Below are 26,629 nucleotides of genomic sequence, written 5' to 3'. Positions count from 1 at the left end.
CGAAGTTCGATGATCCGCACCATAATCAGCGGCGCCACGATCGCCACCGTCGACACCCACGGCACCGAGTACCCGACCGGCTGGGTCGCGTTCGACGACGCCGAGATCGTCGGGGTCGGCGACGGGCTGGCGCCGGAGTGGGCCGTGCGCGGCCTCGGGCCGTCGGGGGAGAGGCTGGCCTCGCCGCCCACGGTCGAGCTGATCGACGGTGCCGGCCACCTGCTCACTCCCGGACTCGTCAACACCCACCACCACCTCTACCAGTGGCTCACCCGCGGCTGGGCGCAGGACTCGATCCTGTTCGACTGGCTCGTCGCGCTCTACCCGGCGTGGTCGATGATCGACGCCGACCTCGTCGAGGCGGGCGCCGAAGCGGCCATCGCCGTGCTCGCCCGCTCGGGGTGCACGACCGTTGCCGACCACCACTACGTGTTCCCGGCCGGATCGGGCGACATCCTCGGCGGGATCATCGCGGCCGCCTCACGCGTCGGGGTGCGGCTGCACGGCACCCGCGGCTCGATGGACCTCGGCCGCTCGCAGGGCGGGCTGCCGCCGGACTTCGCCGTGGAGACCACGTCGGCGGCCCTGCAGGCGAGCGCCGACGCCGTCGAGAAGTACCACGACCCCGCGCGGGAGGCGATGGTGCAGATCGCGATCGCGCCGTGTTCGCCGTTCTCCGTGACATCCGACCTGCTCTCCGAGGCGGCGGTGCTCGCCCGCTCGATGGACGTGCGCCTGCACACGCACGGGTCGGAGACCGTGGAGGAGGACGCGTTCTGCCTCGAGAAGTGGGGCAAGACTCCCACCCAGTACCTCGACGACCTCGGGTGGTTGGGCGACGACGTGTGGATGGCGCACTGCGTACACCTCGACGAGCACGCGATCGACCGCTTCGCCGCAACGGGCACGGGGGTCGCGCACTGCCCGTCGTCCAACGCCCGTCTCGCCGCGGGCATCGCGCCCGTGCCGCAGCTTCTCGCCGCAGGGGTGCCCGTGGGCCTCGGCGTCGACGGTTCGGCGTCGAACGAGTCGGGGCAGCTCGGCAGCGAGATCCGCAACGCCGTGCTGATGAACCGCCTGCGGGCGGGCGCAGACGGCATGACCGGGAGGCAGGGCCTCTACATCGCGACGATGGGCGGCGCCCGTGTGCTCGGACGCCAGAACGAGATCGGCTCGATCGAGGTCGGCAAGCTGGCCGACCTCGTGCTCTGGCGGGTCGACGGCGTCGAGCACGCCGGAATCGCCGACCCCGTCGCGGCGCTCACCCTGGGCGCCCAGCCGCCGGTCACCCGGCTCTTCGTGCACGGCCGCACGGTTGTCGCCGACGGCGAGCTCACCCGCGTCGACGAGCGCACCGTCGCCCGTACGGCGACCCGTGCGGCCTCGGCCCTCGCCGAGCGCGCCGGCGTCGCCTGACCACCGCTGCGCCGCCCACCCCGCGCCGATCTCGCAACTCAGGCAGAATCCCGAGCCGCGGCCGCACACCCGCGGGTTTCCGGGCCCCGAGTCACCCGCCCGCTGTTCCTGCCTGAGTTGCGAGAGCCCACGTTCGTGATTCAGGGCGGATGCGCCCGCGGCCAGCACGATCCCGCGCCATTACGCGCGACGAGCCGCGCGGGCGGGCATCCGTCCTGAATGATGATCGCCCGCCCGAGGATCAGGCGGCGTGATCTCGCAACTCAGGCAGAAACCCGAGCCGCGGCCGCACACCCGCGGGTTTCCGGGCCCCGAGTCATCCGCCCGCTGTTCCTGCCTGAGTTGCGAGAGTCAACGCCCACCGATTGCGCCGTGGGCGTACCCGCGCGCAACCCGTGCGTCGCGCGCTGCGAATCTGCTTGGATGGACCCATGACTGATTCACCGAAGACCAAGCCAGAAGTCGAGTTCTACGAGGGCCCCGAGCCCACCGAGCTCGTGATCATCGACATCGAAGAGGGAACCGGCGCGGAGGCTCAGCCCGGCGCGACCGTCGACGTGCACTACCTCGGCGTCGACTTCGAGAGCGGCGAAGAGTTCGACTCCAGCTGGAGCCGCGGCCAGAGCATCAACTTCCCGCTCGGCAGCCTCATCGCCGGCTGGCAGCAGGGCATCCCCGGCATGAAGGTCGGCGGACGTCGCCAGCTGATCTGCCCGCCCGAGCTCGCCTACGGCCCCGTCGGCGGCGGACACCGCCTCTCGGGTCGCACCCTCACCTTCGTGATCGACCTGCTCGGCACGAAGTAGCAGAACCGCACGCGGGCCCGTCGAGAAATCGGCGGGCCCTCGCTCGTTAAGCCGACGTCCGTCAGACCAGCTGCGCCAGCGCTTCGATCGCCTGGAACGGGTCGTCACCGGCAGGCAGCAGCACGACGCTGTCCGCCCCCGCCGCGTACAGCTCGTCGAGCCGTGACCGTGCCGCCTCGACCGTGCCGACGACCGCGAGCTGATCCACCCACTCGTCGGGAAGGGCGGCCGCGAAGGCTTCCGGAGACGCCACCGACGCACGCAGGGCGAAGAACTCCTCGGCGAACGGCAACGGTTCGATGTGCACCCGGCCGTCCGGTTCGCCCACCCAGTCCAGCCGGGTGCGGGCCAGATCCCGCGCGACGGAGGGCTCCGGATGAACCGCCGCCACGTTGTACGCGACGATGCGGTGCGGCCGGCTCGCGGCGATCTGGCGGCGCACCGTTTCGAGATACTCGGGGGTGACCGGTTCCGCCAGCGCCGTGCCGTCGGCCACCCGGCCCGACAGCGCGAGCGACTTCGGACCACGCACCCCGGCAACGACCAGTGGCGGCTCGGCGGCGGGGCTCTCCAGTTCGACGTCGCGCAGGCGGACGTAGCGTCCCTCGACCGACACCCGCTCGGCGTGCAGCAGCGACCGCATCGCGACGATCGTCTCCTCGAGCATCGTCAGCGGGCTCGCCGGCCACGCGCCGACCTGTCGCATCCAGGCCGGCATGCCGTGCCCGACGCCGATCGTCACCCGGCCCGGAAAGAGTTCGGCGAGGGTGTTGGCCTCGAGCGTCGCGAACGCCGCGTTGCGCGCGGCGGCCGGCATGATGCCGATGCCGACGTGGATCGTCGAGGTGACGGCGAGCGCGACGGATGCCTGCGCGATGCCGCCGCGGAAGAAGCAGTCCTCCACGATCCACAGTTCGTCGAAGCCGAGACGCTCGGCCGCCTCGGCGAAGTCGACGATGCGGTCGGCGGCCAGATTGCGGGGGAGGGAGACACCCAGTGCGCGGTCGTTGAGCATGCTGGCACTCTATCCCCGTGACCGTGCGCGGAGCGGGCGTCACGCCTAGTACCCTTGACCACGTGAAAACTTTCGACGACCTGTTTGCCGAGCTGAGCGAGAAGGCCGTGTCGCGTCCCGAGGGATCGGGCACGGTCGCAGAACTCGACGCCGGCGTGCACGCGATCGGCAAGAAGATCGTCGAAGAGGCCGCTGAAGTGTGGATGGCCGCCGAATTCCAGTCGAACGACGAGGCCGCCGAGGAGATCTCGCAGCTCATCTACCACCTCCAGGTGATGATGATCGCGAAGGGTCTGAGCCCCGCCGATGTCTACCGACATCTGTAGAACCCGCCTCCTCCGCGCCATCCACCACCAGACAAAGGCTCGACCATGCTGAGAATTGCAGTGCCCAACAAGGGTTCACTGAGCGAAACTGCCGCAGAGATGCTGCTCGAGGCCGGCTACCTCGGCCGCCGCGACCCCCGCGCGCTGAGCGCGAGCGACCCGCGCAACGACGTGGAGTTCTTCTACCTGCGTCCCCGCGACATCGCCACCTACGTGGGCTCGGGTGCCCTCGACGTCGGCATCACCGGCCGTGACCTGCTGCTCGACTCCGGCTCGGAGGCGGCGGAGATCGCAGCCCTCGACTTCGGCGGCTCCACGTTCCGTTTCGCCGGCCGCCCCGGCGCCTTCGCCGAACTGGGCGACCTCGAGGGGGTGCGTGTCGCGACCAGCTACCCCGGTCTCGTCGGCGACTTCCTCGCCAAGCACGGTGTCACCGCCAAACTGGTCAGCCTCGACGGGGCCGTCGAGTCGGCCATCAAACTCGGTGTTGCGGATGCCGTCGCCGACGTCGTGAGCACCGGTTCCACCCTGCGCGCCCAGGGTCTCGAAATCTTCGGCCCGGTGATCCTCGAGTCGACGGCGGTTCTCATCAGCGCCAAGAGCGACCTCGCGGCCATCGCGACGCTGCAGCGCCGCCTGCAGGGTGTCCTCGTGGCCCGCCAGTTCGTGCTCGTCGACTACGACGTTCCCGTCGCGCTCGTCGAGGCCGCCACGGCGATCACCCCGGGGCTCGAGAGCCCGACCATCTCGCCGCTGCACGACCCCGAGTGGGTCGCCGTGCGGGCGATGGTGAACCGGGCCGACACCAACCACGTGATGGACGCGCTCTACGACCTGGGCGCGCGGGCCATCCTCGTCAGCTCGATCCACGCCGCGAGGATCTGACCGTGGGCGTGGCAGTGCGGGTCATCCCATGCCTCGACGTCGCGGCCGGGCGCGTGGTCAAGGGCGTCAACTTCCTCAACCTGCGTGACGCCGGCGACCCGATCGAACTGGCGCGGACCTACTACGAGCAGGGCGCCGACGAGATCACCTTCCTCGACGTGAAGGCCACCGTCGACAACCGCGACACGATGTACGACGTCGTGCGGGCCACGGCCGAGCAGGTGTTCATCCCGCTCACCGTCGGTGGAGGCGTGCGATCCACCGAAGACGTGTCACGGCTGCAGGCGAGCGGTGCCGACAAGGTCGGCGTCAACAGCGCCGCGATCGCCCGACCCGGCCTGATCGACGAGATCGCCGACCGGTTCGGCGCGCAGTGCGTCGTGCTCAGCCTCGACGTCAAGCGCAGCACCACCGTTCCGAGCGGTTTTGTGGTCACGACCCACGGCGGCCGCACCGAGACGACGATCGACGCGCTCGCCTGGGCGGTCGAGGCGATCGAACGCGGGGCGGGCGAGCTGCTGGTCAACTCGATCGACGCCGACGGCATGAAGACGGGGTACGACCTCGAGCTGATCACCGCGATGCGCGAGATCAGCCGGGTGCCCGTCATCGCGAGCGGCGGAGCAGGCAAGCTCGAACACTTCGCCCCGGCCATTGCGGCCGGCGCCGACGCGGTTCTGGCGGCATCCGTCTTCCACAATGGAGAATTGACAGTCGCCGACGTGAAGCGCGCGCTGGCCGAGAGCGGAGTGGTGACGAGATGACCGGTTCGATCGAACTCACGGCGGAGACCGTGGAAGCCGTGATCGAGCGTGCCGCCTTCAAAGACGGCGGGCTGATGCCGGCGATCGTGCAGCAGTGGGACTCGAAAGAGGTCCTCATGCTCGGCTACATGGACGCCGAGGCGCTGCGCCGCACCCTCACCGAGGGCCGCGTGACCTACTGGTCGCGCAGCCGTCAGGAGTACTGGCGCAAGGGCGACACGAGCGGCAACGTGCAGTTCGTGCGCGGAGCCGCGCTCGACTGCGACGCCGACACACTGCTCGTCACCGTCGACCAGATCGGCCCCGCCTGCCACACCGGCGCGCACGCCTGCTTCGACGTCGACGCCCTCGCTCCGAAGATCGGACACGCGCAATGACCAACACCACCTCGCGCGCCGACTTCGACACCCGCCTCGACGCCGGCCACCGGGTCGTGCCCGTCATCCGCGAGCTCTTCGCCGACGGCGAGACCCCCGTCGGCATCTACCGCAAGCTCGCGGCGGGCAAGCCGGGCACCTTCCTGCTCGAGTCCGCCGAGCAGGGCGGCATCTGGTCGCGGTTCTCATTCGTCGGTGCGGCGAGCTTCGGTGTGCTCACGCAGCGCGAGCAGCGGTTCTCCTGGCTCGACTACGGCATGAGCGCCGAGCGGGCCCTCGGCGCCGACTTCGTGGGCGCCGAGGTGCCGGTCGGCCCCCTCGCGGCGCTCGCCCACCTGCACGAACGCTGGAGCACCCCGCACGTCGACGGCCACCCGCCGCTCACCGGCGGACTCGTCGGCTTCATCGGCTGGGAGGCCATCCGCCAGATCGAGAACCTGGAGAACGTGCCGCCGGCCGACTTCAGCGTGCCCGGCCAAGCGCTGAGTTTCGTCTCCGAGCTCGTCGTCATCGACCACCGCGACGGCACGGTGCTGCTCATCGCGACCGCCCTCGGCGACGGCGCGGAGAGCAACGACGACGCGTGGACCGGCGCGCAGCGACGCCTCGACGCCATGCAGTCGACCCTCGCCGAGCCGAGCGAGGCGTGGCTCGCCGAGGTCGACCTGTCGATCCAGGCCGAGCCGATCCCGCGCACCACCGAGGCCGAGTACGCCGAGTCGATCGAGCGTTCGAAGAAGTACATCCGCGACGGCGACGTCTTCCAGGTCGTCGTCTCGCAGCGGTTCGACCACGAGATCACCGCCGACGCCATCGACGTGTACCGCGTGCTGCGCACCCTCAACCCCTCGCCGTACATGTACCTGCTCACGCTCGTCGACACCGACGGCGAGCCGTACCAGATCGTCGGCTCCAGCCCCGAGGCGCTGGTGAAGGTGCAGGACGGCCGCGTGCACATGCACCCGATCGCCGGTTCCCGCCCGCGCGCCGAGAACATCGAACGCGACCTCGAACTCGCCGTCGAACTGCTCGCCGACGAGAAGGAACGCTCCGAGCACCTCATGCTCGTCGACCTGGCCCGCAACGACCTGCTGAAGGTGTGCACGCCTGGCACGGTCGAGGTGACCGAGTTCATGCAGGTGGAGCGGTTCAGCCACATCATGCACCTCGTGTCGAGTGTAGAGGGCAACCTGAGGCCGGATGCCACGCCGATCGAGGTCTTCACGGCCACCTTCCCGGCCGGCACGCTCTCGGGCGCGCCGAAGCCGCGCGCCCTCGAGATCATCGACGAGCTGGAACCCGCCCAGCGTGGCGTCTACGGGGGAGTCGTCGGCTACTTCGACTTCGCCGGCGACCTCGACCTGGCCATCGCGATCCGCACGACGACGATCGTCGGCGGCATGGCGCGCGTGCAGGCGGGGGCCGGCCTCGTCGCCGACTCCGACCCCGCGGCCGAGCACCTCGAGTCGCAGAACAAGGCCGCCGCTCCGCTGCGTGCCGTCGCCGTGGCGAACGCGATGCGGAGGGTGCAGTGACCGACGCCCCGACCCGGCGCGCTCCGCGCCGCACCAAGTCGATGGTCATCCTGGCCAGCGCCGTGCTCGCGATCCTGACCCTCGTGTCGTGGACCCAGGTGTGGTTCGGTGTCACGCTGGTCGACGGCACGACGATCGACGTCGACGGCCAGGTCGCCGCACCCGCGCTCTCCGCGCTCGCCCTCACCAGTCTCGTGCTCGTGGGTGCGCTGAGCATCGCCGGACCGGTATTCCGGGTCGTCTTCGGCGCTCTCGAGTCGCTCATCGGGGTGGCCGTAGTGTTCTCGGGGGTTCTCGCGGCCGATGACCCGGTGGCCGCATCCGCCTCGGCCATCTCGACCGCGACCGGCGTGTCCGGTGCCAGTTCCGTCGCCGACCTCGTCGACACCATCGACGGCGGCTTCTGGCCGTGGCTCGTGATCGTCTGCGGCGTGCTGATCATCCTGGCCGGCGTCGCGATCATCGTGACGAGCCGCACCTGGCCCACCGCGACACGCAAGTACCAGGCCGCGCGTCTCGAACCCGCGGACGCCCAGCGCACCTCCGTCGACGACTGGGATTCGCTCAGCGGCGGCAAGGACCCGACCACCAACGACTAGCGCGCCGCGCTGGCCCCGAGTCGGTGACACCCGCCCGCTCGCGATAGAGTTTTACCGCCAAACAACAATGGCAACAACAACGAATGGAGCGTCATGACCATCGAGTCTGATTCCGGACATGGCAACTCGCCCGCCGCATGGACTGCCGTGATCATCATGCTGGTCGCCTTCCTGCTCGGCACCCTGTTCTTCTGGTTCGACCTGCCGTGGCTCGTGGTCGCCTCCGGCGTTCTCGCCGTGCTCGGTCTGCTGACCGGCGTCGTCCTCGCGCGACTCGGCTACGGCGTCGGTGGCACGAAGTACGCGCCGAAGGCACACGACTAGAGTGCTCGACTCCCTCGTAGCCGGAGCTCTCGCAGACGCTTCGGAGCGTCGGGCGATCCGCAGTCTGGCCGACGTCGAGTCGGCCGCTCTGGCGCGCCCGGCGGCCCTCGACGCCCTCGCCCAACTCGCGCCATCCGACCGGGTCAAGATCATCGCCGAGGTCAAGCGCTCCAGCCCGTCCCGCGGTGCCCTCGCGGAGATCCCCGATCCCGCTGCCCTCGCCCTCGCCTATGAAACCGGGGGAGCGAGCGTCATCAGCGTGCTCACCGAGGGGCGTAAGTTCGGCGGTTCGCTCGCCGACCTGGAGGCCGTCCGCGCCGCGGTGTCGCTGCCGGTGCTGCGCAAAGACTTCGTCGCCGAGCCCTACCAGGTGTTCGAGGCGCGCGCCGCCGGAGCAGACCTCGTGCTGCTCATCGTGGCGGCCCTCGAGACCCCCCTTCTCACCGAGTTGTACGACCTGATCAACCAGCTCGGCATGACTGCGCTGGTCGAGACCCACACGGCCGACGAGCTCGACCGCGCGATCGACCTGGGGGCGCAGCTCGTCGGTGTCAACGCGCGCAACCTGTCGACCTTCGAACTCGACCAGAACCTCTTCGGCACCCTCGCCGACCGCATCCCCGCCGGAGTCATCCGGGTCGCGGAGTCCGCGGTCAAGACGCCCGCCGACGTCGCCCACTACCGCGCGGCCGGCGCCGACGTGGTCCTCATCGGCGAAGCGCTCGTCACGGGCGATCCCGTCGCCACCCTCACAGAATTCCTTGGTTCCTGATGACCCACCTGCGCGACGAGATCGGCCCCTACTTCGGCGAGTTCGGCGGGCGATTCGTTCCCGAGTCCCTCGTCGCCGCCCTCGACGAACTGAGCGCGGCGTACGAGCTCACGAAGTCCGACCCCGAATTCGCCGCCGAACTGTCGGCACTGCACAAGACCTACACCGGTCGTCCCTCGATCATCACCGAGGTTCCCCGCTTCGCGGAGCACGCGGGGGGTGCCCGCATCATCCTCAAGCGCGAGGACCTCAACCACACCGGTTCGCACAAGATCAACAACGTGCTCGGCCAAGCGCTGCTCACCAAGCGCATCGGCAAGACCCGGGTGATCGCCGAGACCGGCGCGGGCCAGCACGGCGTGGCCACGGCCACCGCCGCCGCCCTCTTCGGCCTCGAGTGCGTCATCTACATGGGTGAGGTCGACACCGACCGCCAGGCCCTCAATGTTGCCCGCATGCGCCTCCTCGGCGCCGAGGTCGTGTCGGTCACGACCGGAACGCGCACCCTCAAGGACGCGATCAACGAGGCCTACCGCGAGTGGGTCGCGAGCGTCGACACGACCAACTACATCTTCGGCACCGTCGCCGGCCCGCACCCGTTCCCCGCTATGGTGCGCGACTTCCAGAAGATCATCGGCGAGGAGGCGCGCCAGCAGGTCATCGACCTCACCGGTAGCCTGCCCACCGCGGTCACCGCCTGCGTCGGAGGCGGCAGCAACGCCATCGGGATCTTCCACGCCTTCCTCGATGATCCGGATGTCGCGCTCTACGGTTACGAGGCCGCGGGCGACGGCCACCTCACCGAGCGTCACGCCGCGACCATCACGCGCGGGCGTCCCGGCGTGCTGCACGGCGCCCGCAGCTACATGCTGCAGGACGAAGACGGCCAGACCACCGACTCGCACTCCATCTCCGCCGGTCTCGACTACCCGGGCGTCGGTCCTGAGCACTCCTGGCTTCACGACCTCGGCCGCGCGACCTACCTGCCGATCACCGACGACGAGGCCATGCAGGCGCTGCGCCTGCTCAGCCGCACCGAGGGCATCATCCCCGCCATCGAGTCGGCCCACGCCCTCGCCGGCACGATCAAGCTGGGCAAGGAGCTGGGTCCCGACGCCGTCATCCTGGTGAACCTCTCCGGCCGTGGCGACAAAGACATGGAGACGGCGGGCAAGTACTTCGACATCCTCGATGCCGAGGCTCTGGCCGAGGGCGACCTCGCCCCCGTCGACGAGGGAGCCGAACGATGAGCGCCGTCGAGAACGCCATCCGCGTGCGCACCGACGCCGGTTCCGGTGCCCTCGTCGGCTACCTGCCGGCCGGGTTCCCCGATCTGGACACCAGCATCGAGGCCGCGGTGGCCCTCGTCGAGAACGGCGTCGACGTTCTCGAACTCGGCCTGCCCTACTCCGACCCGGTGATGGACGGCCCCGTCATCCAGCACGCGACCGAGATCGCCCTGCGTAACGGCTTCCGCCTCAAGCACGGCATCGAGGCCGTCGCCGCCATCACGGCGCGCGTCGACGCCCCCGTGCTGGTGATGACCTACTGGAACCCCGTCATCCAGTTCGGCGTCGAACGTTTCGCCGACGAACTGCTCGCCGCGGGCGGCGCGGGCCTCATCACGCCCGACCTCGTGCCCGACGAAGCCAAGGACTGGCTCGCGGCATCCGACCGTACCGGGCTCGACCGCGTCTTCCTCGCCGCTCCCTCGTCCTCGGATGCCCGCCTCGCGCAGGCCGTCGAGAAGAGCAGGGGCTTCGTCTACGCCGTCTCGACGATGGGTATCACGGGTGCCCGCCAGGACGTCGATTCGGCGGCCCGCTCGCTCGTTGCCCGTCTGCGAGACGCCGGTGCCACGAGCGCCTGCGTCGGAATCGGCATCTCCACGGGCGACCAGGTGCGCGAGGTGCTCAGCTATGCCGACGGCGCCATTGTCGGCTCGGCCCTGGTCAAGGCACTCGCCGACGGGGGAGTGGACGCCGTCGCGCGCACCGCCGCCGCCCTCAGCGCCGGCACCCGACCGTAACCAAACCACGGCCCTGACGGGGCTAGTCTTACTACGTCTTCGCACACCCCGAAAGGTTTCCGCCTCGTGTCCGCACCCCTCAGTATCCCCAGCCCCGACTACGCGTGGCAGGTCTTCAACCTCGGCCAGTGGATCCGTGACATCGGATTCACCGGCTTCGCTTTCGACCTGAACATCCACGCCTACGCCATCTGCATCCTGATCGGCATCGTCGCTGCGACACTGCTCACGAACCACCGCCTCACACGTCGCGGCGCGGAGCCGGGCGTCGTGCTCGACATCATCATCTGGGCGGTTCCCCTCGGCATCATCGGCGCCCGCATCTTCCACGTGCTGACCCACACCGACGACTACTTCAACGGTCAGGAATGGTGGCGCGTATTCGCGGTCTGGGAGGGCGGCATCGCCATCTTCGGGTCGCTCATCGGCGGCGCCATCGGCGCGTGGATCGGCTGCCGTTTCTCGGGCATCCGCTTCTGGACCTTCGCCGACGCCGTGGCGCCCGCGCTTCTGCTGGCCCAGGCTTTCGGCCGCGTCGGCAACTGGTTCAACCACGAGCTCTTCGGCCAGCCCACCGACCTGCCGTGGGGCCTCGAGATCGAGTCGTCGAACCCCGCCTACCCGGCCGGCCTCCCCGAGGGCACGCTGTTCCACCCGACGTTCCTCTACGAGATCATCTGGAACCTCGTCGGTTTCGCCCTCATCCTCATCATCGAGCGCAAGATGCGCCTGCAGTGGGGCAAGGTCCTCGGCCTCTACCTCGTCTGGTACGGCCTCGGCCGCACCGTTTTCGAGTCGATCCGCATCGACCCGAGCGAGGTCTTCTTCGGCCTGCGGAGTAACGTTTGGGCGGCTATTTTCGCCGTGATCATCGGAATCGTGATCATCGTGGTGCAGAACAGGCGCCACACCGGCCTCGAGCCCAGCCCCTACGTCGCGGGTCGAGGATGGGTCAAGCCGGGCACTGGGGTAGAATCAGAAGAGACCTATTCGGACACCGACGAACCAGGCAATGACGCCGCGTCCCCCACCGAAGAGCTCGTCCCAAGCGGTACCGCCACAAGCGGCTCCGCACAAAGCGTAGAAGGCGCCAAGTCCTGACGACAGGGCCACCTCTGACACCCGATGGGCCGCCGACGTCCCACACGTACCAACACATCGTGAGGACGGACTTTGATGGCTCTCACGCCAGCACTCCAGCGCTTCAGCACCACGCCCCAGGCGACAGGCCTCTACGACCCCCGTCGTGAGAAAGACGCCTGCGGCTTGGCGATGGTGGCCACACTCCGCGGAACCGCGGGGCACGACATCATCGATGCCGCGCTCGACGCCCTGCGTCACCTCGAACACCGCGGCGCCATCGGCTCCGATGCCGGCACCGGCGACGGAGCGGGCATCATCACCCAGATCCCCGACGAGTTCCTGCGCGCCGTCTCGGGCTTCGAGCTGCCGCCCGCCGGCAGCTATGCGGTCGGCATGTCGTTCCTTCCCGTCGAAGACGACGACCGAGCCGCCATCAAGGCCGGCATCGCGTCGATCGCGAAAGAGGAGGGCCTCACCGTCCTCGGCTGGCGCGACGTGCCGGTGCGCCCCGACCAGGTCGGCGACCTGGCGCGCGCGGCGATGCCCGTGTTCGAGCAGCTGTTCCTCGCTTCCACGAGAACGGATGACACGGGGTCGCTGATCTCCGGAATCGAACTCGACCGCCAGGTCTACCGCCTGCGCAAGCGGGCCGAGCACGGCTTCGGCGCGTATTTCCCCTCGCTCTCCAGCCGAACCCTGGTCTACAAGGGCATGGTCACCACGCTGCAGCTGGAGCCGTTCTACCCCGACCTCGGCGACGAGCGTTTCGCCTCGAAGCTCGCGCTCGTGCACTCGCGCTACTCGACCAACACCTTCCCCTCGTGGCCGCTCGCGCAGCCCTTCCGCATGATCGCGCACAACGGCGAGATCAACACGGTGCAGGGCAACCGCAACTGGATGCGCGCCCGCCAGTCGCAGCTCGAGTCCGAGCTGCTCGGCGACATCCCCAGCCTGCTGCCGATCAACACCCCCGGTTCGAGCGACTCCGCGTCGTTCGACGAGGTCGTCGAGCTGCTCAGCCTGACCGGCCGCTCGCTCCCGCACTCGATCATGATGATGGTGCCGGAGGCCTGGGAGAACCAGACCGACGTCGAGGCCGCCCGCAAGGCGTTCTACGAGTACCACGCGATGCTCATGGAGCCGTGGGACGGCCCCGCCGCCCTCGTCTTCACCGACGGCTCGCTCGTCGGCGCCACCCTCGACCGCAACGGGCTCCGCCCCGGCCGTTTCCTCGTCACCGACGACGGCCTCGTCGTGCTGGCGAGCGAGATCGGCGTGCTCGACATCGACCCGGCCAAGGTCGTGCGCAAGGGCCGCCTGCGCCCGGGCAAGATGTTCCTCGTCGACACCGAGGCCGGACGCATCATCGAAGACGACGACATCAAGGGCGAGCTGGCCTCCTCCGCGCCGTACGGCGAGTGGCTCGACCAGGGGCGCATCCACCTGAAAGACCTGCCCGACCGCGAGCACATCGTGCACACGCCCGCCTCGGTCACCCGCCGCCAGCGCACCTTCGGCTACACCGAAGAAGAAGTGCGCATCATGATCATGCCGATGGCCAAGAACGGCGCCGAGCCGCTCGGGGCCATGGGTTCCGACACGCCCATCGCGGTGTTGTCCGAGCGCCCGCGCCTGCTGTTCGACTACTTCACGCAGCAGTTCGCCCAGGTCACGAACCCGCCGCTCGACTCGATCCGCGAAGAGGTGGTCACCTCGATGAAGCTCGGGCTCGGCCCCGAGCGCAACCTGCTCGCGGCGACGCCCGAGCACGCGCGCCAGGTCATCCTCGACTTCCCCGTGATCGACAACGACGAGCTCGCCAAAATCCAGCACATCGACCCGACCCCCGGCAGCCGTCTCACAACGACGATCAAGGGCCTGTACCGCGTCGACAAGGGACCGAAGGCGCTCGAGAAGCGCCTCAAGGCCATGTGCGACGAGGTCGACGAGGCGATCGACGCCGGCGCGCAGTTCATCGTGCTGTCCGACCGCGACTCGAACAAGGAGTACGCGCCGGTTCCGTCGCTGCTTATGCTCGCGGCGATCCACCACCACCTGATCCGCCGCGAGAACCGCATGAAGGTCGGCATCATCGTCGAGGCGGGCGACGTGCGCGAGGTGCACCACATCGCGCTGCTCGTCGGCTACGGCGCCTCCGCCATCAACCCGTACCTGGCCATGGAGACCGCCGAAGAGCTCGTCCGCAACGGCATGCTCACCGGTGTCACTCCCGAGAAGGCCGTAAAGAACCTGATCAAGGCGCTCGGCAAGGGCGTTCTCAAGATCATGTCGAAGATGGGCATCTCGGTCGTCTCCTCGTACGCGGGCGCCCAGGCGTTCGAGGCGGTCGGCCTCGAGCAGGCCTTCGTCGACCAGTACTTCACCGGAACGTCGAGCCTGCTCGGCGGTGTCGGCCTCGAGGTGATCGCGGCCGAGAGCGCCGCGCGCCACGAGGCCGCCTACCCCGACGACGGCGCCATCAGCGCGCACGAGCGTCTCGCGACCGGCGGCGAGTACCAGTGGCGTCGCGAGGGTCCGCCGCACCTCTTCAACCCCGACACCGTGTTCCGGCTGCAGCACGCCACGCGCGCCCGCCGGTACGACATCTTCCGCGAGTACACGAAGCTCGTCGACGACCAGGCCTCGAAGCTCATGACCATCCGCGGGTTGTTCGAGTTCAAGACCGGTCAGCGCCCCGTCGTGCCCATCGACGAGGTCGAACCCGTGTCGTCGATCGTCAAGCGCTTCTCGACCGGCGCGATGAGCTACGGCTCGATCAGCGCCGAGGCCCACGAGACGCTCGCGATCGCCATGAACTCGATCGGCGCGAAGAGCAACACGGGCGAGGGCGGCGAAGACACCGACCGCCTGATCGACCCGACGCGTCGCAGCGCCATCAAGCAGGTCGCGTCCGGCCGCTTCGGCGTCACGAGCATGTACCTGACGCACTCGACCGACATCCAGCTCAAGATGGCGCAGGGTGCCAAGCCCGGCGAGGGCGGCCAGCTGCCGCCCACCAAGGTCTACCCGTGGATCGCGCGCACCCGCCACGCGACCGCCGGTGTCGGCCTCATCTCGCCGCCCCCGCACCACGACATCTACTCGATCGAAGACCTCAAGCAGCTCATCTTCGACGTCAAGCGCGCCAACCCGGTCGCCCGGGTGCACGTGAAGCTCGTGAGCCAGTCGGGAATCGGCGCGGTCGCGGCCGGCGTGACGAAGGCCCTCGCCGACGTCGTGCTCGTCTCGGGCCACGACGGCGGAACGGGCGCCAGCCCGCTCAACTCGCTCAAGCACGCCGGAACCCCGTGGGAGCTCGGCCTCGCCGAGACCCAGCAGACCCTCATGCTCAACGGCATGCGCGACCGCGTGGTCGTGCAGGTCGACGGCCAGATGAAGACGGGCCGCGACGTCATCGTCGGCGCACTGCTCGGCGCGGAGGAGTTCGGTTTCGCGACCGCGCCCCTCGTCGTCGAGGGCTGCGTCATGATGCGCGTCTGCCACCTCGACACCTGCCCCGTCGGCATCGCGACGCAGAACCCCGAGTTGCGCGCCCGCTTCACCGGCAAGCCCGAGTTCGTCGTCAACTTCTTCGAGTTCCTGGCCCAGGAGGTGCGCGAGTACCTTTCCGCCCTCGGTTTCCGCTCGATCGAAGAGGCGGTCGGCCACCACGAGATGCTCGACGTGAACGGCGCCATCGAACACTGGAAGGCCGACGGACTCGACCTCACACCGGTGCTGGTCGGACCGCAGTTCGCGGATGACGCGCCGCGCCGTAACTTCCGCGCGCAGGACCACGAGCTCGAGAAGCACTTCGATGTCGAGCTGATCCGGCAGAGCGAGAACGCGCTCGAGCACGGCACCCCCGTGGTCATCGACCTGCCGATCAAGAACACCGAGCGAGCCGTCGGAACCATGCTGGGCAACGCGGTCACCCTCCGCCACGGCGAGAACGGCCTGCCCTCCGGAACCATCCAGGTGAACCTGTCCGGCACCGCCGGCCAATCGCTCGGCGCCTTCCTGCCGAGCGGCATCCGGCTGCGTCTCGTCGGCGACAGCAACGACTACGTTGGCAAGGGCCTGTGCGGCGGCGAGATCGTCGTGCTGCCCGACGCTCGCAGCAGCTTCGCGGCCGAGAACAACGTGATCGCCGGAAACGTCATCGGCTACGGAGCCACGCAGGGTTCGATGTTCCTGCGCGGAATCGTGGGCGAGCGGTTTCTCGTGCGCAACTCGGGTGCGACCGCCGTCGTCGAGGGAGTGGGAGACCACGCCCTCGAGTACATGACGGGCGGCCTCGCGGTCATCCTCGGCGAGACCGGCCGCAACCTCGGCGCGGGAATGTCGGGCGGAACCGCGTACGTCTACGACCTGCGCAACGAGCGGGTCAACCCCGACTCGCTCGCTAGCGGCGAACTCACGCTGCTGCCCCTCGGAAGCGCCGACGTGGAGATCCTCACCGACCTCTTGCAGCGTCACTTCGACGAGACCGGGTCCGCCGTCGCGAGACGGATGCTCGACACCATTGACGAGACGATCGAGCGATTCGTGAAGGTTCTGCCTCGCGACTACGCAGCGGTCATTGCAACACGCCAGACGGCCGTCGCCGAGGGTCTCGACCCCGACGGCGATGTTGTCTGGTCGAGAATCATGGAGGTTACCGGTGGCTGATCCGAAGGGATTCCTGAAGGTAAAGGAGCGCGAGCTCCCGGCTCGTCGCCCCGTCGCACTGCGGCTGATGGACTGGAAAGAGGTCTACGAGCAGGGAGACTCGGCCACCGTGCGTAAGCAGGCCGGCCGCTGCATGGACTGCGGCATCCCGTTCTGCCACCAGGGCTGCCCGCTCGGCAACCTGATCCCCGAGTGGAACGACCTGATGTGGCGCGGCGAAGGCCACCAGGCCATCGAACGCCTGCACGCCACGAACAACTTCCCCGAGTTCACCGGCCGCCTGTGCCCGGCACCGTGCGAATCATCCTGCGTCCTCGGCATCAACCAGCCCGCGGTCACGATCAAGAACGTCGAAGTCTCCATCATCGACGAGGCCTACCAGAAGGGCTGGGTCACACCGCACCCGCCCGAGCGCCTCACCGGCAAGACCGTCGCCGTCGTCGGCTCCGGCCCCGCCGGTCTCGCGGCCGCCCAGCAGCTGACGCGCGCCGGCCACACCGTCGCCGTGTTCGAGCGTGACGACCGCATCGGCGGCCTGCTGCGCTACGGCATCCCCGATTTCAAGATGGAGAAGAAGCACATCGAAGCGCGCCTCGCGCAGATGCAAGCCGAGGGAACCCGTTTCCGCGCCGGCGTCACCATCGGTGTCGACATCTCGTGGAGCGACCTGCGCGCCCGCTACGACGCCGTGATCGTGGCGACCGGCGCCACCGTGCCGCGCGACCTGCCGATCCCCGGCCGCGACCTGCTCGGCGTGCACTTCGCCATGGATTACCTCGTCCAGCAGAACCGCGTGGGTGCCGGCGACTCGGTCGCCGAGCAGATCCACGCCGAGGGCAAGCACGTCGTGGTCCTCGGTGGCGGCGACACCGGAGCCGACTGCATCGGCACCGCGCACCGCCAGCACGCGCTCTCCGTCACCAACCTCGCGATCGGCGTGCAGCCCGCGTCCGAGCGTCCCGACCACCAGCCGTGGCCGATGACACCGACCCTGTTCGAGGTGTCGAGCGCCCACGAAGAGGGCGGCGAGCGGGTCTTCCTCGCGTCGACCATCGAGTTCCTGTCGAACGAGGCGGGCGAGGTGCGCGCGATCCGCGTCGCCGAAACCGAGTACCTCGATGGACGCCGGGTTCCCAAGGCGGGAACGGAACGTGAAATCCCCGCCGACCTCGTGCTGCTCGCGATGGGCTTCACCGGCCCAGAGACCGACACGATCGACAGCCAGCTCCCGGTTCCGATCGACGCGAAAGGCAACCTCGGCCGCGATGGCGAGTACCAGACGAGCGAATCCGGCGTCTTCATCGCCGGCGACGCGGGTCGCGGGCAGTCGCTCATCGTCTGGGCAATCGCCGAAGGGCGTGCTGCGGCATCCGCGGTTGATCGGTACCTTGAAGGGACGACGCAACTGCCGTTCCCGGTCAAGCCGACCGATCACGCGATCGCGATCTAGGTTTCTCCACGCTCGACCACCGACCAGTTCTCCACCCGATTCAATCCACCACCACAGAAGGAACTCATGAGACGCGCGAAAATCGTCGCTACGCTCGGCCCGGCAACCTCCAGCTATGAAAACATCCGCGCGATCATCGACGCGGGCGTCGACGTGGCGAGAATGAACCTCAGCCACGGTTCGTACGACGTTCACGAGGCCGTGTACGCCAACGTGCGCCAGGCAGCGGACGACTCCGGTCGCGCCGTCGCCGTGATGGTCGACCTGCAGGGTCCGAAGATCCGTCTGGGCAAGTTCGAGGGCGGTCCGTACGACCTCGCCGTCGGCGACGTCTTCAAGATCACCACAGAAGACGTGGTCGGAACGCGCGAACTCTCCGGCACGACGTTCAAGGGACTCCCTCAGGACGTCAGCCCCGGCGACTTCCTGCTCATCGACGACGGCAAGGTCAAGGTGCAGGTCACCGGCGTCGAGGGTCCCGTCGTCTCGACGGTCGTCATCGTCGCCGGCGCCGTGTCGAACAACAAGGGCATCAACCTGCCCGGCGTCGCCGTCAACGTGCCCGCGCTCAGCGAAAAGGACGAGGACGACCTGCGTTGGGGCCTCCGCCTCGGCTGCGACCTCATCGCCCTGTCGTTCGTGCGTGACGCCACCGACATCGTGCGCGTGCACGAGATCATGGAGGAGGAGGGCCGTCGCGTGCCCGTCATCGCCAAGATCGAGAAGCCTCAGGCCGTCGACAACCTCGAGGCCATCATCGACGCGTTCGACGCGATCATGGTCGCCCGCGGCGACCTCGGTGTCGAGCTTCCGCTCGAGGCCGTGCCGATCGTGCAGAAGCGCGCGGTCGAACTGTCCCGCCGTATGGCCAAGCCGGTCATCGTCGCGACGCAGATGCTCGAGTCGATGATCTCCAGCCCCGTGCCCACGCGAGCCGAGACATCCGACGTCGCGAACGCTGTTCTGGATGGCGCGGACGCCGTGATGCTCAGCGGCGAGACCAGCGTCGGCGAGTACCCCGTCATCACCGTGCAGACCATGGCACGCATCGTGGCCTCCACCGAGGAGCACGGACTCGAGCGCATCCCCGAGCTGGGCACCAAGCCCCGCACGCAGGGCGGCGCGATCACCCTCGCCGCCGCCGAGGTGGCGACCTTCGTCGAGGCGAAGTACGTCTGCATCTTCACCGAGTCGGGCGACTCGGCACGTCGCATGTCGCGCCTGCGTTTCAACGTCCCGATGAAGGCCTTCACGCCGGATCCCGCGATCCGTCGACGCATGGCTCTCATCTGGGGCATCGACTCCTACGTCGTCGAGCGGGTCACCCACACCGACGCGATGTACATCCAGGTCGACGAGATCCTGCTCGGCGAGGGCCTGGCCCAGGTCGGCGATGTCGTCGTCGTCATCTCCGGTTCGCCTCCCGGAATCTCGGGCTTCACCAACGACCTGCGCGTGCACCGCGTGGGCGATGCGAAGAACGCTGTGGCGCCCGCTTACGCGGTCGTCGAGTAGCCGCGGGGAGACCGGCCGCACACAGGAACGACGAAGGGCCGGGCAGTTTCGACTGCCCGGCCCTTCGTCGTTCCCGTCTGCGGGTTAGTCGACGCGGGGGAGCTTCTGCTCCCGCCCGTCGGTCACGTCGGCGTCGGTCGTGCCCGCTCCGGTCGCGGTGGAACCGGGGGAGAGGACGCCGTCTTCCGTGTCGGCGGTCCCGCTGAGCCCGGGCGCCGGGTCGAGCTCGTCCCCTGGGCTGTCATTGCGGGCGTCGGTGTCAGACATGGCGTCTCCTCGGAGGTGGCGATCGCCGCGTCCGTCGCGGCGGCGGGGCTTTTGAGGCGGTGGCAGGGCTGGCCGCCACCGCCCCACGTCACCTTCCTGCGAGTCGCAGAAGATGGCGGAGCGGGTTCGCGGACCGACCGGGAGGTTGTGCCACGCGAAACGTCGTTCACTGGTGAATGTACGCGCCGCGGTAGACCGCGACCGGGGGCTATACAGCCGTCGACCGCGGGTTTATAGTTACCCGCCCGCGGCGGCCGTACCGCTGACCGCGCCGTTCCTCCGTTGTGCCGGATGCGAGACTCGAACTCGCACGCCCTTTCGAGCAAAGCATTTTGAGTGCTCCGCGTCTGCCATTCCGCCAATCCGGCGCACAACAACTGTCAAAGAATACCGTAGGCTCGATAACGTGACTGACCAAGAATCAACCCCGGCCGCTCCCCGTCGAGTAGTGGTGGCAGAAGACGAGTCCCTGATCCGCATGGACATCGTCGAGATCCTCCGCGACAACGGCTTCGAAGTCGTCGGAGAAGCCGGTGACGGCGAGACGGCAGTAGCCCTCGCCACCGAACTCCGCCCCGACCTCGTCATCATGGACGTGAAGATGCCCCAGCTCGACGGCATCTCCGCCGCGGAGCGACTCACCAAGAACCACATCGCGCCCGTCGTGCTGCTCACCGCGTTCAGCCAGAAGGAACTGGTCGAACGCGCGTCCGAGGCCGGCGCCCTCGCCTATGTCGTCAAGCCGTTCACACCCAACGACCTGCTGCCCGCGATCGAGATCGCCCTCAGCCGCTACACGCAGATCATCACGCTGGAGGCCGAGGTCGCCGACCTGGTCGAGCGTTTCGAGACCCGCAAGCTCGTCGACCGCGCGAAGGGCCTCCTGAACGAGAAGATGGGGCTCACCGAGCCCGAGGCGTTCCGCTGGATCCAGAAGGCGTCCATGGACCGCCGCCTCACCATGCACGACGTCGCCCAGGCGATCATCGAGCAGCTGAGCGCCAAGAAGTAGCACCGCCGCGATCGGGCCCGTCACCCTCGGTGCCGGGCCCGCTCTCGTTAACCGCAGTCTGCTGTCGTTGGGCCGCGGTGCGCCCGTTCGAGCGCGCGCATCGCAACCAGAACACAGCATTGCGGGGTGCTCCTGCGGATGTGAATACGACCCGCGCCTCGGGGTGGCGGAGCCGTCAGCGCTTGTCCCGCAGCATGTTCGTCATGCGCACGGTCGACAGGCGCCGGCCCTCCTCGTCGCGCACGACGATCTCGTGCGTGGCCAAGGTGCCGCCGAGGCTGAGGGCGGTGCAGGTCGCCGTGACGGTGCCCGAGGTCACCGAACGGCTGTGGGTCGCGCCTATCTCGATGCCCACGGCGAAGCGGCCGGGGCCGGCATGGATCGCGGATGACACGGAGCCGAGCGATTCCGCCAGCACGACGTGCGCGCCACCGTGCAGCAGCCCGACGACCTGGCGGTTGCCCTCTACCGGCATGGTCGCGACCGAGTGATCGGCCGACAGTTCGACGAATTCGATGCCCATTTTGACGGCCAATTCGCCCCCGCCGCTCTCGACCAGCCGTTCGACGAGTTCCGGATCGAGATCTGCGGGGAAGGTGGTCATGGCACTCTCTCGTTCGGCCCAGCGTGTCGGTGACCGAGGCTAGGCTGGCTGTCGTGTCGGACAACGAAAAGCCTACCCTCCTGATAATCGACGGCCATTCGCTGGCGTTCCGCGCGTTCTACGCGCTGCCGGTCGACAGCTTCATGAACCGTGAGGGGCAGCACACCAACGCCATCCACGGCTTCATCGCCATGCTCATCAACCTGCTCAAGGCCGAGAAGCCCACCCACCTCGCGGTGGCGTTCGACATCTCCCGCTTCTCGTTCCGCACGCGGGAGTACCCCGAGTACAAGGGCACCCGCGGCGAGACGCCCGTCGAGTTCATCGGTCAGATCCCGCTCCTCGAGGAGGCGCTCAAGGCGATGGGCATCCCCACCGTCTCGAAAGAGGACTACGAAGCCGACGACATCCTCGCCACGCTCGCCCGCGAGGGCGCGGAACAGGGCTTCCACGTCTTCGTCGTCTCCGGCGACCGCGACGCGATCCAGATGATCAACGACGACGTCACCCTGCTCTACCCGAACGCTCGCGGCGTCTCGGAGCTCAAGCGCTACGACCGCGACACCGTCTTCGAGCGCTACGGCATCGAGCCGCACCAGTATCCCGACATCGCCGCGCTCGTCGGCGAGACGAGCGACAACCTGATCGGCATCGACAAGGTCGGCGAGAAGACCGCCGTCAAGTGGATCGTGCAGTACGGCGGCCTCGACGGCGTGCTCGAGCACGCCGACGAGATCAAGGGCGTGGTCGGCGAGAAGCTGCGGGAGCAAAAAGACCGTGCCATCCGAAACCGCAAGCTCAACCACCTGCTGACCGACGTCGACCTGCCGTTCGGCCCGTCCGACCTCGAGCGCCAGCCCATCGACGAAACGGCCGTGCGCGCCGTCTTCGACAAACTGCAGTTCAAGACCCTGCTCGAGCGGGTGCTCAAACTCGCCGGGGAAGACGGCCACCTGCGAGAGTCGGATGCCACGGATCTCCCCGTCGCGGAGGTCGAAGAGACCGCCGTTCCGCCCGTGCGCACCATGGTCGACGAAGAGCTGGCGAAGTGGCTCGACACCCAGTCCGCTCAGGGCACCGTTCCCCTCGGGCTGCGGGTCGAGACGCACGGTGGCATCGTCACAGCGATCGGCATCGCGTCGTCGAAAGACAGTGCGTTCGTGCCGTGGGAGCCCGACCGGCCCGATTACGTGGCCCTCGAGTCGTGGCTCGCGAGCGACGCCCCGAAGTACCTGCAGGGCTCTAAGCAGCAGCTCAAGGCCCTCCGCCGTTCCGGGCTGCAGCTCGACGGCATCGCCTTCGACACGAGCCTCGCCGCGTGGCTGCTCAAGCCCGCGGGCAAGGCCGACGACCTCGCCAGCCAGGTCTACGACTTCCTCGGCGAGACTCTGCCGCAGGCCGACCCCAACCAGCTCGTGCCCGACATCGACGCGGTGAGCCTCGCCACCGAGGCCTGGTACGTGCTGCGGGTCACCGAGTACCTTATCGAGAAGCTCGGGCGGAGCGACCGCAAGGTGCTCGACGAGATCGAGTTGCCGCTCGTTCCGGTGCTCGCCACCATGGAGCTCGACGGAATCGCCGTCAGCCAGCCGATCCTGTCGAAGCTCTCGGGCGAACTCGCCAACGTCAGCGCCGACCTCGCCAGCCGGGCCTACGCCGAGATCGGGCGCGAGGTGAACCTCGGCTCTCCCAAGCAGCTGCAGCAGGTGCTGTTCGAAGAGCTGGGCATGCCGAAGACCCGCGCCAACAAGACGGGCTACTCGACCGACGCCGCAAGCCTCACCGACCTGCAGGAGCAGTCGCCGCATCCGTTCCTCGACCTCCTGCTCAAGCACCGCGACGCGACCAAGCTGCGGCAGATCATCGAGACCCTCGAGAAGGCGGTCGACGCGAACGGCCGGGTGCACACCACCTACGATCAGACCGGAACCAGCACCGGCCGCATCTCGTCGAACGACCCGAACCTGCAGAACATGCCCGTGAAGACCTCGGTCGGGCGTGAGATCCGGTCCGCGTTCGAGAAGGGCGAGGGTTTCGACACCCTGCTCACGGCCGACTACTCGCAGATCGAGATGCGCATCATGGCGCACCTCTCCGGCGACGAGGGGCTCATCACCGCGTTCAACGAGGGCGAAGACCTGCACCGGTTCGTCGGCTCCACCGTGTTCGGGGTCGAGCCTGCCGACGTCACGCCGCTCATGCGCACCAAGGTCAAGGCCATGTCCTACGGCCTCGCCTACGGTCTCAGTGCGTTCGGCCTGTCGAAGCAGCTGCGCATCGAGTCGAGCGAGGCCCGCAAGCTGATGACCGACTACTTCGACCGCTTTGGGGCCGTGCGCGACTACCTGCGCAACGTCGTGGAGCAGGCCAAGGTCGACGGTTACACCGAGACCATCTACGGCCGTCGTCGCCCCTTCGGCGACCTGAACTCGTCGAACCGGGTGCTGCGCGAGAACGCCGAGCGCGCTGCGCTCAACGCGCCGATCCAGGGATCGGCAGCCGACATCCTCAAGATCGCCATGCTCGGCGTCGCGAGCGACCTGCGCGACCAGGGCCTCGGCTCGCGCCTGCTGCTGCAGGTGCACGACGAACTCGTGTTCGAGGTCGCCCCCGACGAGCTCGACACCCTCACGGCGATCGTGCGCGACCGCATGGGCGGAGCCGCCCAGCTGCGCGTGCCGCTCGAGGTGCAGGTCGGTACCGGCCCCAACTGGGACGCAGCGGCGCACTGATGGCCGCGCTCACCGACCTGCTCGCCGCGTCGTCGATCATCCTCGACGCCGTGGCGGCCGACCGTGACGACGCCGTCGGGCAGGCCGGCGCCGCGCTGCTCGCCGCCGGCGCGGTCGACGCCGAGTACACGGCCGCCATGCTCGAGCGCGAGCAGACCGTGTCGACCTACGTGGGGGAGGGCGTGGCTGTGCCCCACGGCACGCTGGCGTCGGAGTCGAACGTTCACGACGATGCCCTCGTTCTCTTGCGCTTTGCCGACGCCATCGACTGGAATGGCAACGACGTGAACGTCGTCATCGGGCTCGCCGCCCGCGGGCGGGGTCACGTCGGCCTGCTGTCGCAACTCGCGGCCGTGCTGCTCGAACCGGAGCGCGCCGCCGCACTGCGCGACGCGACCAGCACCGACGACGTCTACCGAGCTCTCTCCCAGTAAGCACGACGAAGGAGTCACCATGGCCGAACGCACCGTCACCGTCGCTTCCGCCGTCGGCCTGCACGCGAGGCCGGCCTCGCTCTTCTCCCAGGCGGCAGCCGCGACGGGGGTCACGGTTATGCTCACCTCCGCCGCCGGTCGCAGCGTCAACGCCGCGAGCATCCTCGGGGTGCTGTCGCTCGGTATCGGCCACGGCGAGCGGGTGACGCTCTCCGCCGAGGGTGATGGCGCCGACGCCGCGATCGACACCCTCGCGACGGTGCTCGAAACCGACCTCGACCGGGAATAGCTGGCTAGGCTCACAGCATGAGCGAAGAGAACACCGCCCGCCCGTCCACACCGACCGACGCCGTCGCCGAGAAGTGGGTCGACACCGAGCTCGACCTCTACCCGGAGTTCCGCGTCTACCTCGGGCGTGCGGCCCGCGAGGGCGAGTATGCCGACTACTCGCCGGCCGGGGTGGAAGACGCGATCGCCCACACGCGCACGGCCCTCGCCGAGATCCGCGCGGTCGCGGCGGTCGACGACGTCGACGCGGTCACCAAGATGGACCTCGAGCGCGAACTGCAGCTCACGATCGACAAGCACGAGGCCGGATTCGACCAGCGCGACCTCAACGTCATCGCGAGCCCCGCACAAGAGCTGCGCGACATCTTCGACCTGATGCCCACCGACACGGTCGACGACTGGTCGCACGTCGCGACCCGCATGCACAACCTGCCCGGGGCGATGGCCGGCTACATCGAGTCGCTGCGCGGGGGCATCGCCGCCGGCAACACCCCCGCGATCCGCCAGGTGACCGAGGTCATGGCGCAGGCGAAGAAGCAAGCGGCCGAGACGGGCTTTTTCTTCCAACTGGCCGGGAACGCGCGGGCGGGCGAGGCCGAGCTGCCCGCGTCCGTCGTCGGCGACCTCGAGAGTGGCGCCCGCGCGTCCGCCGAGGCATACGCCACGCTCGTGACGTTCCTCCGCGACGAGCTCGCCCAGCACGCCCCCGAGAAAGACGCCGTCGGCCGCGAGCTGTACGAGCTCGCCTCCCGCGGCTTCCTCGGCGCGACCGTCGACCTCGACGAGACCTACGAGTGGGGCATCGACGAGCTCGCCCGCATGGTCGCCGAACAGGAGTCCATCGCCAGAGAGATCAAGCCAGGGGCATCCGTTCTCGAAGCTATCGACCACCTCGACGGCGACCCGACACGCAAGCTGCACGGAACCGACGCCCTCCAGCGTTGGATGCAGGAGACGAGCGACCGCGCGGTCGAAGAGCTGTCGCGTACGCAGTTCGAGATTCCGGATGTCGTCAAGCGCCTCGAGTGCATGATCGCACCGACGCAAGAGGGCGGCATCTACTACACGAACCCCACCGACGACTTCTCGCGCCCCGGGCAGATGTGGTGGAGCGTGCCCGAGGGAGTGACCGAGTTCGACACCTGGCGCGAGCTCACCACGGTGTACCACGAGGGCGTGCCCGGCCATCACCTGCAGATCGGCCAGGCCGTCTACAACAAGGCGATGCTCAACACCTGGCGCCGCAACGCCGGCACCTCGGGCCATGCGGAGGGCTGGGCCCTGTACGCCGAGCGGCTGATGCAGCAGCTCGGCTACCTCGACGATCCGGCCGACCGGCTCGGCATGCTCGACGGGCAGAGGATGCGCGCGGCGCGCGTGGTTCTCGACATCGGCGTGCACCTCGAGAAGACGCTGCCCGACGGCTCGGGGCCGTGGACGGGGGAGTACGCCTTCGGCTTCCTCGGCGCGAACGTCAACATGAGTCCCGAGTTCGTGCGTTTCGAGGTGAACCGCTACCTCGGCTGGCCCGGCCAGGCGCCGTCGTACAAGGTGGGACAGCGCATCTGGGAGCAGTTGCGCGACGAAGCGGCGCAGCGTGACGGGGCCGACTTTGACATCAAGGCGTTCCACAAGCGGGCCCTGGACATCGGCGGAGTCGGCCTCGACACGCTCAAGGCGGCGCTGCAGCCGCGGGTTGCGCGTTAACCCGCGCGATTCGGTATG

At 68.6% G+C, this 26,629-nt stretch carries 24 protein-coding genes and 1 tRNA gene; 21 read left to right on the top strand and 4 right to left on the bottom strand.

Going from position 1 to position 26,629, the window contains the following annotated elements; all coding sequences use genetic code 11:
• Positions 1-9: 9 nt before the first annotated feature.
• Both IEV96_RS04250 and IEV96_RS04245 read left to right on the top strand, forming a co-directional pair.
• A complete protein-coding gene (locus IEV96_RS04250) occupies positions 10-1,416 on the top strand; it encodes an 8-oxoguanine deaminase (protein WP_188509439.1) in 1,407 nt (468 codons plus the stop codon).
• Positions 1,417-1,847: 431 nt separating this feature from the next.
• Positions 1,848-2,222 (top strand): FKBP-type peptidyl-prolyl cis-trans isomerase, encoded by a 375-nt coding sequence (locus IEV96_RS04245; RefSeq protein ID WP_184235498.1) that lies wholly within the window; start codon positions 1,848-1,850, stop codon positions 2,220-2,222.
• Between the two features lie 61 nt (positions 2,223-2,283).
• Here IEV96_RS04245 and IEV96_RS04240 read toward each other — a convergent pair whose 3' ends face one another.
• A complete protein-coding gene (locus IEV96_RS04240; RefSeq protein ID WP_188509438.1) occupies positions 2,284-3,237 on the bottom strand; it encodes an LLM class flavin-dependent oxidoreductase in 954 nt (317 codons plus the stop codon).
• 62 nt (positions 3,238-3,299) lie between these two features.
• On the opposite strand from IEV96_RS04240, the gene IEV96_RS04235 reads away from it, so the two are divergent.
• The 14 genes from IEV96_RS04235 to pyk all read left to right on the top strand — a co-directional run bounded on the left by IEV96_RS04235 (position 3,300) and on the right by pyk (position 19,567).
• The gene (locus IEV96_RS04235; protein WP_188509437.1) at positions 3,300-3,563 is read left to right on the top strand and encodes a phosphoribosyl-ATP diphosphatase; all 264 of its coding nucleotides are present in this window, start codon (positions 3,300-3,302) and stop codon (positions 3,561-3,563) included.
• A 45-nt stretch (positions 3,564-3,608) separates the two neighbouring features.
• Positions 3,609-4,448, top strand: coding sequence for an ATP phosphoribosyltransferase (hisG, locus tag IEV96_RS04230; protein WP_188509436.1), 840 nt, complete (start codon positions 3,609-3,611; stop codon positions 4,446-4,448).
• A 2-nt stretch (positions 4,449-4,450) separates the two neighbouring features.
• Entirely contained in the window at positions 4,451-5,212 is a 762-nt protein-coding gene (hisF, locus tag IEV96_RS04225) for an imidazole glycerol phosphate synthase subunit HisF (RefSeq protein ID WP_188509435.1), read from the top strand.
• Positions 5,209-5,589, top strand: a complete 381-nt coding sequence (gene hisI / locus IEV96_RS04220) for a phosphoribosyl-AMP cyclohydrolase (RefSeq protein ID WP_188509434.1) — start codon at positions 5,209-5,211, stop codon at positions 5,587-5,589. Before hisF ends, hisI begins: the two co-directional genes overlap by 4 nt.
• On the top strand, positions 5,586-7,124 hold the full coding sequence (locus IEV96_RS04215; protein ID WP_188509433.1) for an anthranilate synthase component I: 1,539 nt from the start codon (positions 5,586-5,588) through the stop codon (positions 7,122-7,124). Before hisI ends, IEV96_RS04215 begins: the two co-directional genes overlap by 4 nt.
• A complete protein-coding gene (locus IEV96_RS04210; RefSeq protein ID WP_229733043.1) occupies positions 7,121-7,723 on the top strand; it encodes a Trp biosynthesis-associated membrane protein in 603 nt (200 codons plus the stop codon). The genes IEV96_RS04215 and IEV96_RS04210 overlap by 4 nt, the downstream gene beginning before the upstream one ends.
• A 93-nt stretch (positions 7,724-7,816) precedes the next feature.
• Positions 7,817-8,047, top strand: a complete 231-nt coding sequence (locus tag IEV96_RS04205; RefSeq protein WP_188509432.1) for a DUF6704 family protein — start codon at positions 7,817-7,819, stop codon at positions 8,045-8,047.
• A gap of 1 nt (position 8,048) precedes the next feature.
• Positions 8,049-8,819, top strand: a complete 771-nt coding sequence (gene trpC / locus IEV96_RS04200; protein ID WP_188509431.1) for an indole-3-glycerol phosphate synthase TrpC — start codon at positions 8,049-8,051, stop codon at positions 8,817-8,819.
• Positions 8,819-10,069, top strand: coding sequence for a tryptophan synthase subunit beta (gene trpB, locus IEV96_RS04195; RefSeq protein ID WP_188509430.1), 1,251 nt, complete (start codon positions 8,819-8,821; stop codon positions 10,067-10,069). Before trpC ends, trpB begins: the two co-directional genes overlap by 1 nt.
• Positions 10,066-10,848, top strand: coding sequence for a tryptophan synthase subunit alpha (gene trpA, locus IEV96_RS04190; protein WP_188509429.1), 783 nt, complete (start codon positions 10,066-10,068; stop codon positions 10,846-10,848). Before trpB ends, trpA begins: the two co-directional genes overlap by 4 nt.
• A gap of 66 nt (positions 10,849-10,914) precedes the next feature.
• On the top strand, positions 10,915-11,949 hold the full coding sequence (gene lgt / locus IEV96_RS04185; RefSeq protein WP_188509428.1) for a prolipoprotein diacylglyceryl transferase: 1,035 nt from the start codon (positions 10,915-10,917) through the stop codon (positions 11,947-11,949).
• A 75-nt stretch (positions 11,950-12,024) separates the two neighbouring features.
• On the top strand, positions 12,025-16,602 hold the full coding sequence (gene gltB / locus IEV96_RS04180; RefSeq protein ID WP_188509427.1) for a glutamate synthase large subunit: 4,578 nt from the start codon (positions 12,025-12,027) through the stop codon (positions 16,600-16,602).
• A complete protein-coding gene (locus tag IEV96_RS04175; RefSeq protein WP_188509426.1) occupies positions 16,595-18,052 on the top strand; it encodes a glutamate synthase subunit beta in 1,458 nt (485 codons plus the stop codon). Before gltB ends, IEV96_RS04175 begins: the two co-directional genes overlap by 8 nt.
• Before the next feature lie 66 nt (positions 18,053-18,118).
• Positions 18,119-19,567, top strand: a complete 1,449-nt coding sequence (gene pyk / locus IEV96_RS04170) for a pyruvate kinase (protein ID WP_188509425.1) — start codon at positions 18,119-18,121, stop codon at positions 19,565-19,567.
• An 84-nt stretch (positions 19,568-19,651) separates the two neighbouring features.
• On the opposite strand, the gene IEV96_RS04165 is transcribed toward pyk, so the two are convergent.
• Both IEV96_RS04165 and IEV96_RS04160 read right to left on the bottom strand, forming a co-directional pair.
• Complete coding sequence (locus IEV96_RS04165; RefSeq protein ID WP_188509424.1) at positions 19,652-19,834, bottom strand: hypothetical protein; 183 nt, start codon at positions 19,832-19,834, stop codon at positions 19,652-19,654.
• A gap of 285 nt (positions 19,835-20,119) precedes the next feature.
• Positions 20,120-20,202, bottom strand: a tRNA-Leu gene (locus IEV96_RS04160).
• 38 nt (positions 20,203-20,240) lie between these two features.
• Here IEV96_RS04160 and IEV96_RS04155 point away from each other — a divergent pair.
• Positions 20,241-20,846: an ANTAR domain-containing response regulator gene (locus IEV96_RS04155; RefSeq protein ID WP_188509423.1), complete on the top strand. Its 606-nt coding sequence runs from the start codon at positions 20,241-20,243 to the stop codon at positions 20,844-20,846.
• A gap of 175 nt (positions 20,847-21,021) precedes the next feature.
• Here IEV96_RS04155 and IEV96_RS04150 read toward each other — a convergent pair whose 3' ends face one another.
• Positions 21,022-21,450, bottom strand: coding sequence for a PaaI family thioesterase (locus IEV96_RS04150; protein ID WP_188509422.1), 429 nt, complete (start codon positions 21,448-21,450; stop codon positions 21,022-21,024).
• Positions 21,451-21,503: 53 nt separating this feature from the next.
• On the opposite strand from IEV96_RS04150, the gene polA reads away from it, so the two are divergent.
• From polA to IEV96_RS04130, 4 genes are read left to right on the top strand one after another with little or no spacing between them, the layout of a single operon-like run.
• Complete coding sequence (gene polA / locus IEV96_RS04145) at positions 21,504-24,182, top strand: DNA polymerase I (protein ID WP_188509421.1); 2,679 nt, start codon at positions 21,504-21,506, stop codon at positions 24,180-24,182.
• The gene (locus IEV96_RS04140) at positions 24,182-24,616 is read left to right on the top strand and encodes a PTS mannitol transporter subunit IIA (protein WP_188509420.1); all 435 of its coding nucleotides are present in this window, start codon (positions 24,182-24,184) and stop codon (positions 24,614-24,616) included. The genes polA and IEV96_RS04140 overlap by 1 nt, the downstream gene beginning before the upstream one ends.
• 19 nt (positions 24,617-24,635) lie before the next feature.
• Positions 24,636-24,905, top strand: coding sequence for an HPr family phosphocarrier protein (locus tag IEV96_RS04135; protein ID WP_188509419.1), 270 nt, complete (start codon positions 24,636-24,638; stop codon positions 24,903-24,905).
• Between the two features lie 17 nt (positions 24,906-24,922).
• On the top strand, positions 24,923-26,611 hold the full coding sequence (locus IEV96_RS04130; protein WP_188509418.1) for a DUF885 domain-containing protein: 1,689 nt from the start codon (positions 24,923-24,925) through the stop codon (positions 26,609-26,611).
• Positions 26,612-26,629 lie beyond the last annotated feature (18 nt).

The sequence above is a fragment of the Conyzicola nivalis genome, assembly GCF_014639655.1.
Classification (GTDB): domain Bacteria; phylum Actinomycetota; class Actinomycetes; order Actinomycetales; family Microbacteriaceae; genus Conyzicola; species Conyzicola nivalis.
This window is presented reverse-complemented; position numbering and strand designations above follow the sequence as displayed.

Coding starts and splice junctions, on each gene's coding strand:
- IEV96_RS04250 (WP_188509439.1), top strand. CDS start 10: ATGATCCGCACCATAATCAGCGGCGCCACGATCGCCACCGTCGACACC.
- IEV96_RS04245 (WP_184235498.1), top strand. CDS start 1,848: ATGACTGATTCACCGAAGACCAAGCCAGAAGTCGAGTTCTACGAGGGC.
- IEV96_RS04240 (WP_188509438.1), bottom strand. CDS start 3,237: ATGCTCAACGACCGCGCACTGGGTGTCTCCCTCCCCCGCAATCTGGCC.
- hisG (WP_188509436.1), top strand. CDS start 3,609: ATGCTGAGAATTGCAGTGCCCAACAAGGGTTCACTGAGCGAAACTGCC.
- hisI (WP_188509434.1), top strand. CDS start 5,209: ATGACCGGTTCGATCGAACTCACGGCGGAGACCGTGGAAGCCGTGATC.
- IEV96_RS04215 (WP_188509433.1), top strand. CDS start 5,586: ATGACCAACACCACCTCGCGCGCCGACTTCGACACCCGCCTCGACGCC.
- IEV96_RS04205 (WP_188509432.1), top strand. CDS start 7,817: ATGACCATCGAGTCTGATTCCGGACATGGCAACTCGCCCGCCGCATGG.
- trpB (WP_188509430.1), top strand. CDS start 8,819: ATGACCCACCTGCGCGACGAGATCGGCCCCTACTTCGGCGAGTTCGGC.
- trpA (WP_188509429.1), top strand. CDS start 10,066: ATGAGCGCCGTCGAGAACGCCATCCGCGTGCGCACCGACGCCGGTTCC.
- gltB (WP_188509427.1), top strand. CDS start 12,025: ATGGCTCTCACGCCAGCACTCCAGCGCTTCAGCACCACGCCCCAGGCG.
- pyk (WP_188509425.1), top strand. CDS start 18,119: ATGAGACGCGCGAAAATCGTCGCTACGCTCGGCCCGGCAACCTCCAGC.
- IEV96_RS04165 (WP_188509424.1), bottom strand. CDS start 19,834: ATGTCTGACACCGACGCCCGCAATGACAGCCCAGGGGACGAGCTCGAC.
- IEV96_RS04150 (WP_188509422.1), bottom strand. CDS start 21,450: ATGACCACCTTCCCCGCAGATCTCGATCCGGAACTCGTCGAACGGCTG.
- IEV96_RS04140 (WP_188509420.1), top strand. CDS start 24,182: ATGGCCGCGCTCACCGACCTGCTCGCCGCGTCGTCGATCATCCTCGAC.
- IEV96_RS04135 (WP_188509419.1), top strand. CDS start 24,636: ATGGCCGAACGCACCGTCACCGTCGCTTCCGCCGTCGGCCTGCACGCG.
- IEV96_RS04130 (WP_188509418.1), top strand. CDS start 24,923: ATGAGCGAAGAGAACACCGCCCGCCCGTCCACACCGACCGACGCCGTC.